General features: G+C 58.8%; 16 protein-coding genes. 6 read left to right on the top strand and 10 right to left on the bottom strand.

Features of this window, described 5'->3' with window-relative positions:
• Window positions 1-5: 5 nt before the first annotated feature.
• Complete coding sequence (locus FHT77_RS10685) at window positions 6-443, bottom strand: metallopeptidase family protein (RefSeq protein ID WP_183755029.1); 438 nt, start codon at window positions 441-443, stop codon at window positions 6-8.
• Between the two features lie 162 nt (window positions 444-605).
• Here FHT77_RS10685 and FHT77_RS31230 point away from each other — a divergent pair, with 162 nt between their 5' ends.
• The 5 genes from FHT77_RS31230 to bfr all read left to right on the top strand — a co-directional run bounded on the left by FHT77_RS31230 (window position 606) and on the right by bfr (window position 7,362).
• Complete coding sequence (locus FHT77_RS31230; protein WP_246719779.1) at window positions 606-1,553, top strand: ImuA family protein; 948 nt, start codon at window positions 606-608, stop codon at window positions 1,551-1,553.
• Window positions 1,465-3,009, top strand: coding sequence for a DNA polymerase Y family protein (locus FHT77_RS10680; RefSeq protein ID WP_312859742.1), 1,545 nt, complete (start codon window positions 1,465-1,467; stop codon window positions 3,007-3,009). Before FHT77_RS31230 ends, FHT77_RS10680 begins: the two co-directional genes overlap by 89 nt.
• Entirely contained in the window at window positions 3,009-6,440 is a 3,432-nt protein-coding gene (locus FHT77_RS10675) for an error-prone DNA polymerase (RefSeq protein ID WP_183755025.1), read from the top strand. The genes FHT77_RS10680 and FHT77_RS10675 overlap by 1 nt, the downstream gene beginning before the upstream one ends.
• 96 nt (window positions 6,441-6,536) lie before the next feature.
• A complete protein-coding gene (locus FHT77_RS31225) occupies window positions 6,537-6,911 on the top strand; it encodes a (2Fe-2S)-binding protein (protein ID WP_246719777.1) in 375 nt (124 codons plus the stop codon).
• Window positions 6,877-7,362, top strand: a complete 486-nt coding sequence (bfr, locus tag FHT77_RS10665) for a bacterioferritin (RefSeq protein WP_028827993.1) — start codon at window positions 6,877-6,879, stop codon at window positions 7,360-7,362. Before FHT77_RS31225 ends, bfr begins: the two co-directional genes overlap by 35 nt.
• Window positions 7,363-7,395: 33 nt before the next feature.
• Here bfr and FHT77_RS10660 read toward each other — a convergent pair whose 3' ends face one another.
• The 6 genes from FHT77_RS10660 to rsfS form a co-directional block, all read right to left on the bottom strand.
• On the bottom strand, window positions 7,396-7,929 hold the full coding sequence (locus tag FHT77_RS10660; protein WP_183755021.1) for an RNA pyrophosphohydrolase: 534 nt from the start codon (window positions 7,927-7,929) through the stop codon (window positions 7,396-7,398).
• Window positions 7,930-7,942: 13 nt separating this feature from the next.
• A complete protein-coding gene (locus tag FHT77_RS10655) occupies window positions 7,943-9,145 on the bottom strand; it encodes a divergent polysaccharide deacetylase family protein (RefSeq protein WP_183755019.1) in 1,203 nt (400 codons plus the stop codon).
• Between the two features lie 81 nt (window positions 9,146-9,226).
• A complete protein-coding gene (locus FHT77_RS10650; RefSeq protein ID WP_183755017.1) occupies window positions 9,227-10,549 on the bottom strand; it encodes a S41 family peptidase in 1,323 nt (440 codons plus the stop codon).
• Entirely contained in the window at window positions 10,539-11,993 is a 1,455-nt protein-coding gene (locus tag FHT77_RS10645) for a murein hydrolase activator EnvC family protein (protein ID WP_183755015.1), read from the bottom strand. Before FHT77_RS10645 ends, FHT77_RS10650 begins: the two co-directional genes overlap by 11 nt.
• Window positions 11,994-12,113: 120 nt before the next feature.
• On the bottom strand, window positions 12,114-12,596 hold the full coding sequence (gene rlmH, locus FHT77_RS10640) for a 23S rRNA (pseudouridine(1915)-N(3))-methyltransferase RlmH (protein ID WP_183755013.1): 483 nt from the start codon (window positions 12,594-12,596) through the stop codon (window positions 12,114-12,116).
• Window positions 12,597-12,714: 118 nt separating this feature from the next.
• A complete protein-coding gene (gene rsfS, locus FHT77_RS10635; RefSeq protein ID WP_016556777.1) occupies window positions 12,715-13,158 on the bottom strand; it encodes a ribosome silencing factor in 444 nt (147 codons plus the stop codon).
• A 205-nt stretch (window positions 13,159-13,363) separates the two neighbouring features.
• Between rsfS and FHT77_RS10630 the strand changes: the two genes are divergently transcribed.
• A complete protein-coding gene (locus tag FHT77_RS10630) occupies window positions 13,364-13,735 on the top strand; it encodes a winged helix-turn-helix domain-containing protein (protein WP_183755323.1) in 372 nt (123 codons plus the stop codon).
• Here FHT77_RS10630 and modC read toward each other — a convergent pair whose 3' ends face one another.
• The 3 genes from modC to modA form a co-directional block, all read right to left on the bottom strand.
• On the bottom strand, window positions 13,736-14,803 hold the full coding sequence (modC, locus tag FHT77_RS10625; protein ID WP_183755011.1) for a molybdenum ABC transporter ATP-binding protein: 1,068 nt from the start codon (window positions 14,801-14,803) through the stop codon (window positions 13,736-13,738). It abuts the gene before it with no gap.
• Complete coding sequence (modB, locus tag FHT77_RS10620; RefSeq protein WP_183755009.1) at window positions 14,800-15,501, bottom strand: molybdate ABC transporter permease subunit; 702 nt, start codon at window positions 15,499-15,501, stop codon at window positions 14,800-14,802. Before modB ends, modC begins: the two co-directional genes overlap by 4 nt.
• A gap of 73 nt (window positions 15,502-15,574) precedes the next feature.
• Window positions 15,575-16,360 (bottom strand): molybdate ABC transporter substrate-binding protein, encoded by a 786-nt coding sequence (gene modA, locus FHT77_RS10615; RefSeq protein ID WP_183755007.1) that lies wholly within the window; start codon window positions 16,358-16,360, stop codon window positions 15,575-15,577.
• Between the last annotated feature and the right edge of the window lie 93 nt (window positions 16,361-16,453).

Below are 16,453 nucleotides of genomic sequence, written 5' to 3'. Positions count from 1 at the left end.
AAGGCTTAGCGTTCAGCCGCCTCTTCGGCGCTCGCCTCGATCCGTTCCATGTCGTCGTCGCTAAGACCGAAATGGTGGCCGATCTCATGGATGAGGACGTGAGTAATGATGTCGCCCAGCGTCTCATCGTTCTCGGCCCAGTAGTCGAGAATCGGCCGCCGGTAGAGGCGGATACGGTTCGGCAATTCGCCGGTTTCCATTGTGAAACGCTCGGAGATGCCTCGGCCTTCAAAGAGGCCGAGAAGGTCGAACGGCGTTTCCAGCGCCATGTCCTCGAACACGTCGTCGTCAGGGAAATCCTCGATCTCGATCGTCAGATTGGTGGTCAGTGAGCGAAACTCTTCCGGCAGGTGGCTGTACGCCTCCATTGCCAACGACTCGAAAGTACTGATCGTCGGAGCGTGGCGATCCTGCCAATTATCGCTCTTGTCTATGCGGGCCATAAAAATTCCCTTCCTTTGCCGCCCATATAGAACCTTTGCGTACGATTTTCGAGAGCGGAATCAAAGGCAGGAATAAATTCACATCGAATGCCTGTTGACTCTTTCGCCCGCCTCTGGAATCCATAAGAACATAACAGGAACATATGAGACTTGGAGAACGTCATGGCACAGTCGGCCGTGACGCGCGAGCGGCTTTTTGCGCTCCGCGAAACCATCGCAAAGCTTGAAGGAAAGCCCGCGCCGGCCTTGGCTGCAGCGCAAGGCGAAGCCTTGGCCGAAAAGGACCTCTCCACCAACAACGACAGTGGCCTGCGTCTTCCTCTTGGAATCCCCGCGCTCGACGAGGCAGTTGATGGCGGCCTGCCGCTCGACGGGATCACCGAGGTTCGTTCCGACCTCTTGCGCGAAGCCGGCGCCGGCAGCGGCTTCGTGCTGGCGCTTGCCGCCATGCTGCAGCGCCAAGTGGAAGAGAGCCACAGTGCTTCGCTGCCGATCCTCTGGATCGCAGACATCGTTTCCACGATGGAAGCAGGCGTCCCCTACGCCGTGGGCCTGCGCGATTTCGGCCTGAAACCTGACCAGTTCTTCTATGCCAGTCCACGCAAGCTTGAAGATGCCCTCTGGCTTGCCGAGGCCGCAGTCGAAAGCGGCGTCTTTCCTGCGACAATTCTGGAGGTTCGCGGCAATCCGAAACCCTTCGGCCTGACGGAAAGCCGTCGTTTGAGCTTGCGGGCGAAAGCATCGAAACGCCCGCTTTTCCTGTTGCGGCAGGCTGGAGAGGAAGAGGCCAGCAGTGCCTACTTCCGCTTCCTTGTGGCACCCGCGCCGGCACAGGCGCGCCCCTTGCCGGATGGCACGATGCTGGGCGGTAGCATCGGCAATCCGGTTTTTCATCTGACCCTGGAGAAGAGCCGCAACCCGGCTCCCCTCTCCTTTCTACTGGAGTGGAACTCTCATGACCGCCGTTTTTTCGCCGTCTCCCGATCAGTCGACCCTCGCCTTCCAGACGAACGCGCAACGCATTCTGGCACTCCACTTTCCACATCTTCCAACCGACCGGATATCAAGAAGGAAATGGGGGCTCTCCTGGCGTTCGCGCGGACGTCCTGAGGCCGCACCGATCGTCTGTTCTAGCCGTCTCAACAATACCATGCGGCTGACAGCGCTGGACGAGGCAGCCGAAACCCTCAATCTCCGAAAGCACATGGGCGTCGCCGAAGCCCGCGCCATCCACCCCACGCTTGATGTGATCGAGGACGACCCGGCCGCCAACCGGCGCTTCCTGGAAGCGATTGCCGATTGGTGCGATCGCTACACTCCGCTTGTCGCTCTCGATGGCGTGGATGGCCTGTTTCTGGACATAACCGGCTGCGCCCATCTGTTCGGCGGTGAGACGACCCTTCTCAAGGATATTCTCGCAAGACTCTTCCAGATGGGAATTGACGCCCGCGGCGCGATCTCTTCCTCACCTGGATTGTCCTGGGCCATCAGCCGTTTCGGCCAAGGCGGCATCATCGAGTATGGAGAGGCCGAACAGGCGCTGGCCCCCTTGCCCGTCGCGGCCTTGCGTCTAGAGGAAGAAACGATAGGAGGCCTGAACAAGATGGGCCTTAAATATGTCGGCGATTTGCTGACCGCGCCGCGCGCCCCGCTCACCCGCCGCTTTGGCGGAACGGTGCTCTTGAGGCTCGATCAGGCGCTTGGAACCGATGAGGAACCGGTTTCTCCACGCCTGCCCGTCGCAAGCCTCTCGGTCGAACGTCGCCTGATTGAGCCGATCGCAGCCGAAGACGATATCCTTGCGCTCACCGATCAGATTGCCGCCTCCCTGAAGTCCTCGCTGGAAGCGCGTGGCGTCGGCGGCCGCATCTTTGAGCTGGTCCTGTTCCGTGTCGACGGCAAGGTGTTCCGCATTTCCGCCGGCACCGCGCAGCCCCTGAGGGAGCCCAAGCGCATCGCCGCCCTCTTTGCCGAACGCCTGCAGGCAATTCACGACGATTTCGATGCCGGTTACGGATTCGAGATCCTTCGTCTCAACGTGCTCCTGCACGAGGACTTCGTGACCTCGCAGGGGGATTTCGAACACCGCCAGCAGAAGGATGCCTCTCTTGCTGCCTTCGTGGATCGGGTTTCCGCCCGCCTTGGAGAAGACTGCCTGCAAACCTTCCAATTGCGGGAGAGCCACATACCGGAAAGAGCCTCCGTTACAGTGCCGGCGATCGATCATCTGTCCGCCCCGAAAACCCGGGAGGGACATCCACCGCCGGCCAGGAGCGAGCGGCCCATCCGGCTATTGCGGAAAGCGGAGCCGATGGAGGCCTTTGCCATCGAAATTCCCGATGGCGCACCAGCGAGCTTTCATTGGCGACGCATGCAGCACCGTGTCTTGAAGAGCGAGGGACCGGAGCGACTGGCAACGGAATGGTGGCTAGATGGTGCGGAAGCTGCGGATCGAGACTATTTCCGGATCGAGGACGATAAGGGACGTCGCTTCTGGATCTATCGCCAGGGCCATTATGAGCGGGACACCGCACAGAGCTGGTTCATGCATGGGATCATTGCCTGATGTCCGCCTTCTTCGAAATCGGCGCAAGGAGCAATTTCTCCTTTCTGGAGGGCGCCTCCAAGCCCGAGGAGATGATCGTTCAGGCTGCCGTTCTGAAGCTTGGAGGCCTTGGCATTGCCGACCGAAATTCAGTTGCGGGTGTCGTCCGGGCCCATGCCCAGGCAGAGGCGATCCGGAAGAAGTTCGAACGAATGAGAGCCGGGCTTCTGGAGGAGCGCGAGAAGAAGGACATCATTCCCGATCCGATCCGTTTCCAGCCGGGAGCCCGTCTGGTTTTTACAGACGGAACGCCTGACATTCTTGCCTATCCCCGAAATCGTCGAGGCTGGGCGCATCTTTGCCGGTTGCTGAGCAACGGAAACCTGAGAGCCGAGAAGGGTAAGTGCATTCTGTCAGAAGAGGATCTGATGGAATGGGGCGACGGCATGATGCTTGCAATCATTCCGCATCCATCCATTGCCGATGATAACAATCACGCCGCTTTCGAAGCCTGTCTGGAGCGGTTCAGAAGACGCTTCCGGAAAAACATCCACATGACGCTCGCTCCCGCCTATGACGGCCGCGATAAGCGCATGTTTGCGACCATCGCCATGCTGGCGGACCGCAACCGCATCCCGCTGATCGCAACCAACCAGCCGCTCTACCACGATATCGCCCGCCGCCCTCTCGCCGATATCGTGACATCAATCCGAGAGCACGTTTCCATTCCCGAGGCTGGCTTTCTCCTGGCTCCAAATGCCGAACGCTATCTCAAGAGTGGCAGCGAAATTCTGCGCCTCTTCAGAGACTATCCGCAGGCAGTCACGAACACGGGGAGGTTCTTTGGCAGCCTTTCCTTTTCGCTCGACGAACTGGAACACAATTACCCCTCCGAGAATGACGAGGGGGAAACGCCTTATGAAACACTGGAACGCCTGACCAATTCAGGTGCAGCAAAGCGCTTCCCCGACGGCGTACCTGAGAAAGTTCAGAAGAACATTGAGTACGAGTTGGATCTCGTTCGCCGGAAGCAATATGAATCATACTTCCTGACGGTCCATCGGATCATCCAGTATGCCCGGCACGAGAGGAGGATCCTCTGCCAGGGGCGCGGCTCCGCTGCAAACTCGGTCATTTGCTATTGCCTGGAGATAACCGAGGTCAATCCGGAGAAGAGCACCTTGCTCTTCGACCGCTTCCTCTCGATGGACCGCGACGAGCCGCCTGATATCGATGTCGATTTCGAGCACGAGAGGCGCGAAGAGGTCATCCAGTATATCTATCAGACGTACGGCAAGGAACATGCCGGCTTGACGGCAGGGGTAACGACCTACCGTACCCGGTCCGCCGGGCGCGAGGTCTCTAAGGCTTTCGGCCTCTCGGAGGACGTCCAGTCGGCAATCGGCAGCCTGGTCTGGGGCTGGTCGGAAGAGAAGTTGTCCGAGCGCGAAGCAAGGGCCGCCGGGCTCGAAACCTCCGATCCCATGACAAAGAACGTGCTGAAATATGCATCCGAGCTTCTCAGTTTTCCCCGGCACCTCACCCAGCATGTCGGGGGTTTCGTCATCACCAGGGACAGGCTGGATGAAGTCGTTCCGATCATGAAGACGGCAATGCCCGGACGCTATATGGTCGAATGGGACAAGGATGATCTCGACAATCTGAAAATCCTCAAGGTCGACATTCTGGCCCTTGGAATGCTGACCGCATTGAAGCGGGCATTCGATCTGCTTCTCCTGCATTACGACGTCAAGAAGACGCTTGCCGATCTCGGCAACGCTACGCATGAAGACGAGAAGCCTGTCTATGCGATGATGTGTCGAGCCGACACGCTTGGCGTCTTCCAGATCGAGAGTCGGGCGCAGATGAGCATGTTGCCACGTCTGAAACCGAAGGAGTTCTACGACCTTGTCATCGAGGTCGCCATCGTCAGACCCGGCCCCATCCAGGGCGACATGGTTCACCCATACCTGAAGCGCAGAGAAGCCGAGGCACGTGGCATCCCAGCGACTTACCCGAGCGAGGAACTGAAGGGGGTTTTGGAACGAACACTTGGCGTGCCACTCTTTCAGGAGCAAGCCATGCAGATAGCCATCACGGCAGCGGGTTTTCGGCCAGCCGAAGCGGATCAACTGAGGCGAGCCATGGCGACCTTCAAACGGACAGGCACCATCGGCAATTTCGAAACGCGGTTCATCGAAGGCATGGTCGCGAAGGGTTACGCTCGTGATTTTGCCCAGCAATGTTTCAACCAGATCAAGGGATTTGGCGAATATGGTTTCCCGGAAAGCCACGCCGCCTCTTTCGCTTTGCTGGTCTATGCCTCGTCCTGGGTAAAGGCTTATTACCCCGACGTCTTCTGTGCAGCGATGCTGAATTCACAGCCCATGGGCTTCTATGCCCCAGCTCAACTCGTCCGGGACGCCAGGGAGCATGGCGTTGAGATTCGGCCGGTCGACATCAATGAATCGAATTGGGATTGCTTGCTTGAGGAGGCCGAATTCAACAGACGGGCCGTTGATTTCCGGCATGCCGCCATGCGGGAAATCATCCGGACGAAGCGAGCCGTTCGGCTTGGCTTCAGGCAGATAAAAGGCCTTTCGGAAGCGAGCATGCAGCAGCTCGTCGTAAATAGAGGCAAGGGCTATTCCTCGATTCGCGATCTCTGGCTACGCTCAGGCCTGCATAAAGCGGATATAGAACGGCTCGCAGATGCGGATGCATTTCATTCCATAAGACTATCACGACGCGAAGCGCTCTGGGCAGTGCGTGCACTCGATGCGAAAAGCGCCGCTGAAAAACTCCCTCTGTTCGACCAAGTGAGTCACATCGATCTACAGCTCGAGCCTGAGACGCGCCTGCCGGAAATGCTGGCTGGTGAACAGGTGGTTGAAGACTATCGCTACCTTTCGCTATCTTTGAAAGGCCACCCCGTCTCATTCCTTCGTAACGAGTTCCGCAAGGCCGGGGTGGTGCGGAATGTCGATCTTCTGACCGTCCCGAACGGGAGAAGAGTAACGATTGCTGGCCTGGTTTTGGTGCGTCAACGTCCCGGCTCGGCCAAGGGCGTCATCTTCATGACACTCGAGGACGAGACGGGCGTTGCCAATGCGATTGTCTGGAAGAAGGTCTTCGAGAAGTATCGCCCGATCGTCATGGGTGCGCGGCTCGTGAAAATATATGGCAAGCTTCAGAGCCAGAGCGGCGTGATCCACACTGTCGTCGACCATATCGAGGATATGACCCCTGCGCTTGGCATCCTCCAGAAGGAAGCCCGTCGCTTCGGCGTGAGCGATCGTTCGGACGAAGCGCTCAATCCGACGATGGACCCGCGACAAAGGAAACTCGCAAACTCACTTGAAAAGGCTGCCATGGAGAAGAGGCTGACTTCAAGCCATTCCGAAGCGAGAGAAACAGCTAACATTATGCCAAGGGGCCGCAATTTTCATTGAGATCGCGATCTTGTGGATTCGCAATCCACCTGAAAGCTTGTTCCGAGCGCCACACGGTCTGCGACCAATGAACTACCCCCGCGACTCGATTTTTTCTTGACACATATCATCTTCTTTTGCAGAAAAGGGGATAGTGAATGTCATGTTTGGAATGATGCCGTGCTTGTCTGCAGCTGCAACTACATAACTGATCACGAAATCCGGGAAGTCATCAATGAGCTTCTCGATCAGGACTGTTGGCAGCTCATTGTTCCAGCAAAGGTCTACCACGCCATGGAAAAACGGGGCCGCTGCTGCGGCTGCTTCCCGAATGTGGTCGATATCATCATCCAGACAACCGAAGAATATCACGCCCGTCACGACTCGACGGACGCCGAAATATTTGATTTCATGTCCCGCCTCAGAGAATTCCACGAAGAAAACAGGAGAGCGGACATTGAAAGGCGACAAAAAAGTCATCGAGCGGCTTAACGAGGCCCTCTTTCTCGAACTCGGCGCCGTAAACCAGTACTGGGTCCACTACCGACTTCTTGAAGATTGGGGCTACACCAAGCTAGCCAAGAAGGAGCGGGCGGAATCCATCGAGGAAATGCACCATGCCGATCGCCTGGTTGCACGCATCATCTTCCTCGAAGGCCATCCCAATCTCCAGACCCTCGCTCCTCTTCGCATCGGCCAGAACGTCAAGGAAGTTCTGGAAGCCGACCTTGCCGGCGAATACGATGCGCGCACGGCCTACAAGAAATCACGCGACATCTGTCATGAGGCCGGCGACTACGTCTCGATGAAGCTTTTCGAAGAGCTCCTCGCGGACGAGGAAGGCCACATCGACTTCCTCGAGACGCAGCTTGATCTGCTCGGCAAGATCGGCGAATCGAAATACGGCCAACTCAACGCCGACTCTGCCAACGAGGCCGAGTAATCCTAGTGACCGGCAGCTCCGGCCGCCGGTCATTCACTCTGCGGCGTTTAGATTAACCAAGTGCCTGAACTCGTCGACCACCTGCTCATAGACAGCTCGCTTGAAGGGCACGATAAGACCGGGCAGGCTCTCCATCGGCTTCCACTCCCAGGCATCGAACTCAGGCGCATGCCCGCCTGGCGGCGGATTGATTGCGACCTCGCTCTCATCGCCATCGAAGCGGAACGCGAACCAGCGCTGCGTCTGACCGCGGAACTTGCCTTTCAATCCGATGCCGATCAGCTGCGGCGGCAAGTCATAATTGATCCAGTTTCGCGCCTCCGCGAGCAGCGTCACGGTACGAATGCCTGTTTCCTCGTAAAGCTCGCGGTAGGCCGCCTCAAGCGGATCCTCGCCCTTGTCGATGCCGCCCTGCGGCATCTGCCAAAGCTGCGGCGATCCATCATACTCGGAATTCTCTTCCGGAATCCGTCGCCCTGCCCACACGAGGCCCTGACGGTTGAGGATCATGACGCCGACACAGGGGCGGTACGGCAGGTCCTCGGCTTTGACGATCGGCTTGCTCATCGGCTCTCTCTATTCAAGGTCTTTTGAGATCATTGGTCAGTGCTGCGACACCCACGACTTCAATGCCTCGCATCGCCGCTTCCTGTGTCCATTGCGCGATCGCGTCAATGCTCTCATCGAAGGCGGCAGCGATGCCGATCGCCTGGCCGTTGCGCTTTGCAACGCGCTCCAGCTCGTCCAGTTTCTGGATGATGGCGCTCACGTCAAGCTGCTTGTCCAACTGCACATCTGCGAAGGCGTAGGGCGTTTCTGTTCCTTTGGCGATCGCGGCGGTCTTGGACTGCGCTGACGTTCCGTCATCAAGGAACAACAGCCCGCGCCTTTCGATGTCCCGCAAAACCGGCTCCATGGCATTGGGGTCGGAAAGGAAGCGCCCGCCCTGATAATTCATGACGCCGGTATAGTTGGTGATTTCGCCCATCGCCCGGTGCAGGTTTTCAATATTTTTCGCAGCTGATGCCGAGGTCAGGAGTGTATCCGGTCCAGGATCGTTTGCCGGATAATCAAAAGGCTCGAACGGAACCTGCAACAGGATTTCGTGGCCACCACGGCGCGCCTCCTGCATCCAGCGCTGCAAGCTGTTGCCGCTGGCGGCAAAGGCGAGCGTGACCTCCTCAGGCAATTGTTGAATGGCCCGCTGCGTGCCCGTCTGGCTAAGCCCGAGACCGCTGACAACGATCGCGATGCGCGTTCCGTGAGCGCCCGACCATGGCCGTGCATACTGGTCCATCGGGCGCCGTCCGTCCGGCCCAACGATCGGCAGTCGCCCAAATGGCGTCTCCTCCAGAAGCGCGTCGTTCGGCAAGGCCGCCACCCGTGGATCCTGTCCGATCTGCGAGGCATCGACCAGCACTGGACCATTTCCATCGCGTTGTCTTGGGGAGTATTTCGTGACCACGGATCCGTCGCCGGCGACCATCTGCTCCACATTCGCGCCCGACCTCGGGCCGGATGGCGCCATGCCAGGAGCTGCAGGGGATGGCGGCTGCGGCGGCACCTGATTTTGAACTGTGTCAGAAGGTGGGGCAGTCGTCTGGTTTTGCGCCGGCGGCTTTTCTCGTTTCAATCCGTCACCGCGAAACGCAGTGTAGAGCGATGACGCCCCGATGAGCACGAGACAAATCCCGGCGACAACGCGCCCGGTGCGCAGAATACCCGGCCGCTGGCGCTTAGCCTTTCGGTTCTGTCCCAGAGGGGCGTGCAGATCGGTATTCAAACTTCTTTTCCGCTTCAGAATCAGGACAGCAAAAAGGCGTCAGGCCGGACACACCATCCAGCCTGACGCCTCAAATTGCAATCACTTGGCGCTGACGGCCTTGTCCGGATTCGGCGGGAAGGCCGGATCGGTCTTCTTGCCGCGAAGCAGGTCAAGCGCGTAGTTGAGCTGGACGTCGTCCTTCGGATCCGGCGGAATATAGGCAACCGAACCGGAGCCTTCGTCCGTCTCGCTCTGACCCTTGATGTGCCCGCGCAGGCTAGACTCGCCTTCGGTGACCATCTTGCCCTTCAGATCATCGGGCAGCGGCTCCTCGACCTTGATATCAGGCGTGATACCGGTGCCCTGGATGGAGCGGCCCGACGGAGTGTAATAAAGCGCGGTCGTCAGGCGCAGCGCGCCGTTTTCGCCAAGCGGGATGATCGTCTGGACCGAGCCCTTGCCGAACGAACGCGTGCCGAGAACCGTCGCACGGCGCAGGTCCTGCAGCGCACCCGCAACGATTTCCGAAGCAGACGCCGAACCACCGTTGATGAGCACGATCACCGGCTTGCCGTCCGTCAGATCACCCGGGCCAGCGTTGAAGCGACGGGTTTCGTCCGGATTACGGCCGCGGGTGGACACCACCTCGCCGCGCTGCAGCAGCGCATCCGACACCTGGATCGCCTGATCGAGCAGACCGCCGGGGTTCAGGCGAAGGTCGAGCACATAGCCCTTCAGCTTGTCGGCTGGGACCGTCTTCTTGATCTTCTCGATAGCCTTCTCGAGGTCGGGATAGGTCTTTTCCGTGAAGGAGATAACGCGCAGATAACCGACATCATCCTCGACGCGCGACTTGACGGCCTGAACCGCGACAACGTCTCGAACGATCGTCAGCTCAATCGGCTTGTCGGCACCCTTGCGGATCAACGTCAGCTTGATCGGCGTATTGACCGGACCGCGCATCTTTTCGACAGCGTCTTCCAGTTTCAGGCCGCGAACCGACTGACCGTCGATCTCGGAGATGTAGTCGCCAGCAAGAACGCCGGCCTTTGCCGCAGGCGTGTCGTCGATCGGGGTGATGACCTTGACGAGCTCGTCTTCCATCGTGACCTCGATGCCGAGGCCGCCGAATTCACCCTTCGTCTGGGTCTGCATGTCGGCCGCATCCTTGGCATTCATGTAGCTCGAATGCGGATCCAGCGAGGAAAGCATGCCGTTGATGGCATTTTCGATGAGTTTGTCCTCGGCCGGCGGCGTCACATACTGTGCGCGCACGCGCTCAAAGACGTCACCAAAAACGGAAAGCTCCTTATAGGTGGAGGCTCCAGCTGCTTCCGCAGGCACGCCCGCCGAATAGATGACGCTCATCGCGGTCGCACCCATCAATGCGCCGACCAGAACAAGAGAAGCCCTACGAATCATTGCGTGCCTTTCCAGTGTCTTTAGCGGTCCACCAAGGCCGGGAATCGACCGGTTTTCCATCTTTTCGAAATTCAATGTAAAGCGTTGGACGGTTGGTTTCCAGCGCCAATGCAGTCGCGCTCGCCACTCTTTTTGCACCCATTGCGGCAAGCGGCTCGCCAGCGAAGACGAACTTGCCCTGGCGCGTGCTGATCGTCTCCATGCCGGAGAGGACGAGATGGTAGCCGTCGCCGACGTCTAGGATGATCATTTGGCCGTAGCTGCGAAATGCGCCCGCATAGACAACAAGGCCATCTGCGGGAGCGGTAACCACCGTTTCCGGATTGGTGGCAAGCGTCACTCCCAATGCCTCATGGCCGGTTCCGTCGGCATCGCCGAACTGGCGGAGCGCATCGCCTGCCACAGGCAATTCCAGCTTCGCCTTCAATTCTCCGAAGGGATATGCGGGCGCAATGCGGTTTTTATCAGGCACACCGCTCTCCGCGAGCGCCTTGGCTTGGGCACGCTGCTCCTCGGTCAAGAGCTTGCGGTTCTCCTCGGCCTGGCGAGCTGCAGCCGCCGCTTCCCGAACCGATGCAATCTCGGTTTCCATCGACGCCACCAGACCCTCCAAGCTTGTCGCCTTGCTGGCAAGATCTTCCGAGTGCTTCTTCTCCGCGTTCAGTTCTGCGGCGCTGCTGCGGCTCAGCTTCTCGTTTTCGGCAAGAAGCAGATCCATGCGGCGCTCTTCTTCGATGTTGTTCGTCATCGTCGTGGTGAGCGCTGACTTTTCCGCAGCACTTGCTGCTTGCAATGCAGAAAGGTTAGCAAGATCGCCAGCGAGCTTGTCTGTCTCCTTTCGAATTCCGGGAACCACGGCGCCGAGCAGGATCGCGCTGCGCACTGAGGCGAGCGCGTCGTCGGGTGTGACGAGCAGGGCAGGTGGCGGATTGCGACCCATCCGCTGCAAGGCCCCTAGCACCTCCGCCAGCAAGCCGCGCCGTTCATACAGGGAACGCCGAACCGTATCTTCCTTCAAGCTCAGATCGGCAAGCTTCTTCTCACTCTCCAAAATCTGCTTCTCGAGCGCCTTGCGCCGCGTCGCTGAATCGATCAGCGCCTGACGAACACTGCCGCTGCTCTTGTCCAGATCCGCGATGCTCTTCTCCAACTCGGCAACCTTGCCGGATGAGAGGCCTATCGTCTTCGACAAGGCATCAAGCTCGGCTCGCGTCTCGTCTCGTTTCTTCGCAAGGTCGGCCGCCGGATCCGGTGGCGGCTGGGCAACGGCTGCACCTGCCACAGTAGGCGCCTCGCCCGGCGACATCCCTGCAACTTCCGGCGCATCTTGTGCGAAGGCGCTGGCGGCGAAGGGGCGGCTTACAACTGCCGTCAGAGACATGCTCAAGGCTGCGGCCAGGGCCGACAAAATGACGTATTTTGGCTTGAACACACGCGTCGGCATATCAGCTTCGAGATCCCTTTCAAATCGCGCGGAGATTAAGCTGATTTGTCATTCTTTGCCAGATCGATTGAGGGTTTGCGCGCCCCAGGATGGACACGCTCGCGTGAGCAACGGAACCCATCAAATGCGATGATAGGGATGGCCGGAAAGGATCGTGACGCCTCGATATAACTGCTCAGCAATCAGAGTACGAACCAGCTGATGCGGCCAGGTCATCTTGCCGAGGCAAAGCGTGGCATCGGCAAGATCGTACAGCGACGCATCGAGACCGTCAGCACCGCCGATGGCGATCATCAGGTCACGTTTGCCCCGGTCGCGATAGTTTCCAAGGAGATTGGCAAAGCCTTCGCTGTCCAGCGCCTTGCCCCGCTCGTCCAACAGGATGAGGATACTCCCATCCGCCAGCGACTTCTGCAGCATTGCCGCTTCGTCACGCTTGCGCGTATCCGCATTCGACGCGCGGCTTTCAGCAACTTCGGCGACGCGGGAGAATTCGAGGCCGACAGCGGGACCGGCCTTGGCAAAACGATCGAAATAGCGCGCCGCAAGATCCTTCTCGGGGCCGGACTTCAGCCGCCCCACTGCAAAAAGACCAACACGCATTATCCGCTCCTGCAATTCGGCAAAGGGCGGCGCACATATGCCACCTGGCCGGATCCAATCATCCGGCCTAAATTGCTTGCCGTCTATCAGGTACCGGACGCAGCGTCCAGGCAGCCTGTTAGTGCACCGTTTCTTCGTCCATGTCGGGCGCGGCCCACATCTTTTCGATGTTGTAGAACTCGCGTATCTCTGGACGGAAGACATGGACGATGACATCGCCGGTGTCGATCAGGATCCAATCGCCGCCTTCCTGACCCTCGACGCGGGCGCTTCCAAGGCCCTCGTCTTTCAGATCGGTCAGCAAGTGGTCGGAGATCGCCATGACATGCCTGCTCGAGCGCCCGGAGACGACGACCATGAAGTCCCCCAGTGCCGATTTTCCAGCGATGTCGATGGTGACGATATCTTCAGCTTTAGAGTCCTCAAGGCTTGTGAGGACGGCGTGTAGGGCGCGGGCGGCAGCATCGGCGCCACGTTCCGGGCTCTTCGGGACAACGGCAAGCGTTTTTCCCTTGGCGTGTACTGTTGTCAGTGCTTTCCCTTTCTCGGAATGACAAAACATGCACATCACTGATTTGGACAACCAAATCATAGTTAAGATAGGCACCAAACCATTAATGTTTCAAGACGCGCACAATCACAAAGCGTGAATATCCGCTTTGGCGCGACAACTCATCCTTGGATGGAAGACTGTATATGGCCGGCTGTGTACAGTGCTTCCGACCATACGTAAAGTAAGTCCGTTTCCGATCGCAAAGACCCTTGCCATGAAAAGCTCCGCAATAAACACGCTTACTCCAGTCCTCCGTATCAGCTTTCCCCACGAAGACCGGCTCGGGCGCGGCAAAATGGAATTGCTCGAGCACATCAGGGAAACAGGATCGATTTCTGCCGCCGGCAGGGCGATGGACATGTCTTATCGTCGCGCCTGGCTATTGGTCAGCGACATGAACAGGATGTTCCTCGAGCCCGTGGTCGAATCGCAAAGGGGAGGGCAAAAGGGAGGCGGGGCGGCGCTGACACCATTTGGCGACGAACTGCTTGCCCGCTTTCGAAAGATGGAACAAGTCATGAAGGCGACCCTCGCGGATGACCTGGCATGGCTGGAGGCCAACCGATCCACCCAAAACAGCCGCTGATCACGGCTCTAGAGCAACCGTCTTTATGACGGCGAAAACCGGCGCCCCGACACGCAGGCCCAGCCGCTCTGCCGAAAAGCCGGTAATTCGGGAAAGGATGGGATCTCCGCCGCAATCAACGAGCACGTCGATTGTCGCGTCGTCGGCCTGGGTCATGGCCTGAACTAGACCTTCAAGGACATTGAGAGCACTCAAAGCCTCGGGTCTTTTCATTGCGAGCATCACATCGCGCGCGGGGATTCGCACCCGAACGGTCTTGCCCGGCGCCGACATCGCTCCCGGGATGTGAAGTTTCGCCGATTTCAGGGCAATCGTCGCGATGCGGTGCCGTCCGTCGACACTCTCCACTTGTCCTTCGAGAAGCGCACCCGCTTCACGCCGCTCGAACGAGGCGGGCGGATGGCTGAGGACGTCCGCCGCCGAGCCGACCGCCTCGACCTTGCCGTCCCGCATGACCACGACCTGATTGGCGAGGCGTGCTACCTCGGCGATCGAATGGCTGACATAGACGATCGGAATGTCCATCTCGTCGCGCAACCGCTCGAGATAGGGCATCACCTCAGCCTTTCGGGCATCATCCAACGCCGCCAGCGGCTCGTCCATCAACAGCAAACGGGGAGCCGAGAGCAGAGCCCGGCCAATTGCCACGCGCTGCTTTTCGCCACCTGAAAGCTTCTCGGGTCGGCGCTCGAGCAGGCTTTCGATACCGAGCAACGCAACAATGCGGTCCAGGCCCTCCGGCGAGCCGGCAGCTTTGGCGAACCATTTGCCATAGGACAAGTTGTGACGAACGTTGAGATGCGGAAACAGTCGCGCTTCCTGAAAGACATACCCGAACCTTCGGCGGTGCTTCGCGACGAAGATCCGCCGGTCGGTGTCCGTCATCGTCTGCCCATCGAGGATGACCTGTCCTCTATCGGGCCGTGCCAATCCGGCGATGATGCGGATCATCGACGTCTTGCCGGAACCGGACCGGCCGAACAGCGCGGTGATCCCGCGTTCCGAGGTAAAGGCGGCATCGAGCGAAAACGTGCCAAGACGCTGCTTTGCGTTGACAACGAGCGTCATTCCGGATCGATCCTCCGACCGGCGATGCGCGATAGAAACTCCGATGCAAGCAAAGCGACCATGGAGATGGCGACTGCGACAAGTGTCAGCCGTAGAGCACCGGCATCACCGCCAGGAACCTGCGTGAAGGAATAGATCGCAGCTGAAAGCGTCTGTGTTTCCCCCGGGATATTGGAAACGAAGGTGATTGTTGCCCCGAATTCCCCCATTGCCTTGGCAAAGGAAAGGATCATTCCGGCAATGATTCCGGGCAGCGTTAACGGCAACGTTATGGTCAAAAAGACCCAGAACGGGCTGGCGCCCAGTGTGCCGGCCGCCTCCTCCAGCTTTCGATCCACCGCTTCGATAGAAAGCCGGATGCTGCGCACCATCAGGGGAAAGGCCATGACTGCGCAGGCAAGTGCCGCACCCGTCCAACGAAACGAAAAGACGATGCCGAAATATTGATCGAGGACGCTGCCAATCGGTCCGCGTCGCCCGAAGAGGATCAGCAGGATGAAACCCGTGACCACCGGCGGCAGGATCAGCGGCAGATGAACGACACCGTTGAGAACAGATTTGCCCCAGAACCGCCCGCGCGCGAGCAACAGGGCTACTCCGATGCCGAATGGCAGGCTCGCCAGCATCGCGACCACTGACACGCGCAGGCTGAGCAAGATTGCCGTCCATTCGTCGTCGCTCAGGCCGAGTGCGTTCAAGCCATTTCTCCAAAAACAGAAGGCCCGTTCGGACGGGCCTTCTCACGCTAAGTCTTCGTACGAAAATTCGCAATCATTTCAAGATGGTGAAACCTTGATCAGTAAAGAAATGAGCTGCCTTTTCCGACTTCAGGAATTCCAGGTAAGCAGCGGCATCCGGGTTCTTGCTCTCGGAGAGAACAGCAACCGGATAGATGATCGGCGGGTGCGAATCCGCCGGGAAGGTTCCAACAACCGCAACGCCCGGATCCGCAGATGCGTCGGTCTGATAGACAATGCCGTACGGTGCCTCACCACGCGAGACCAGAGCAAGCGCCGCCCGAACGCTCTCAGCCCCAGCTACCTTGGCCTCAACGGAAGGCCAAACGCCGAGCGCCTCAAGCGCCGCTTTGCCGTATTTGCCGGCAGGCACGGACTTGACCTCGCCCATCGCGAGCTTGCCATCACCGAGCAGAGCAGAAAGGTCGAAGCCCTTCTTGATGTCGACAGGTTTGGCATGGTCCTTGGGTGCGACGAGTACAATCTTGTTGCCGAGGAGATTTGACCGAGTATCGGCCTTGATCAGGTTCTTCTTTGCGAGATAGTCCATCCAGTCCAGATCTGCCGACATGAAGATGTCGGCAGGCGCACCGCCTTCAATCTGCTTGGCAAGCGCCGAACTCGCAGCATAGGACGCAACCGCTTCCTTGCCGCCTTCCTTCGCCCAGGCGGCATTCGCCGCATCAAGGGCGTTCTTCAGGCTGGCTGCCGCGAAAACGGTAACCTTTTCCGCGGCGATTGCCGGCGTTGCTGCAACACCCAAAAGAACTGCCGAAATGGCAGCGGCGGCAACGTTGATCCATTGGCGGCGACTGTACATGATCTCTCCCCGAGTTTCGCAATATTCGGAGAAATATAACGTCGCCAGCGCCTTGGCTACCGTTATATTTTCGAGGGCATAACCATTTTGTTT

Source organism: Rhizobium sp. BK181, from assembly GCF_014193305.1.
In the GTDB taxonomy this organism is placed as follows: domain Bacteria; phylum Pseudomonadota; class Alphaproteobacteria; order Rhizobiales; family Rhizobiaceae; genus Rhizobium.
The sequence above is the reverse complement of the archived record's forward strand: the minus strand, read 5'-3'. Positions and strand labels throughout refer to the sequence as shown.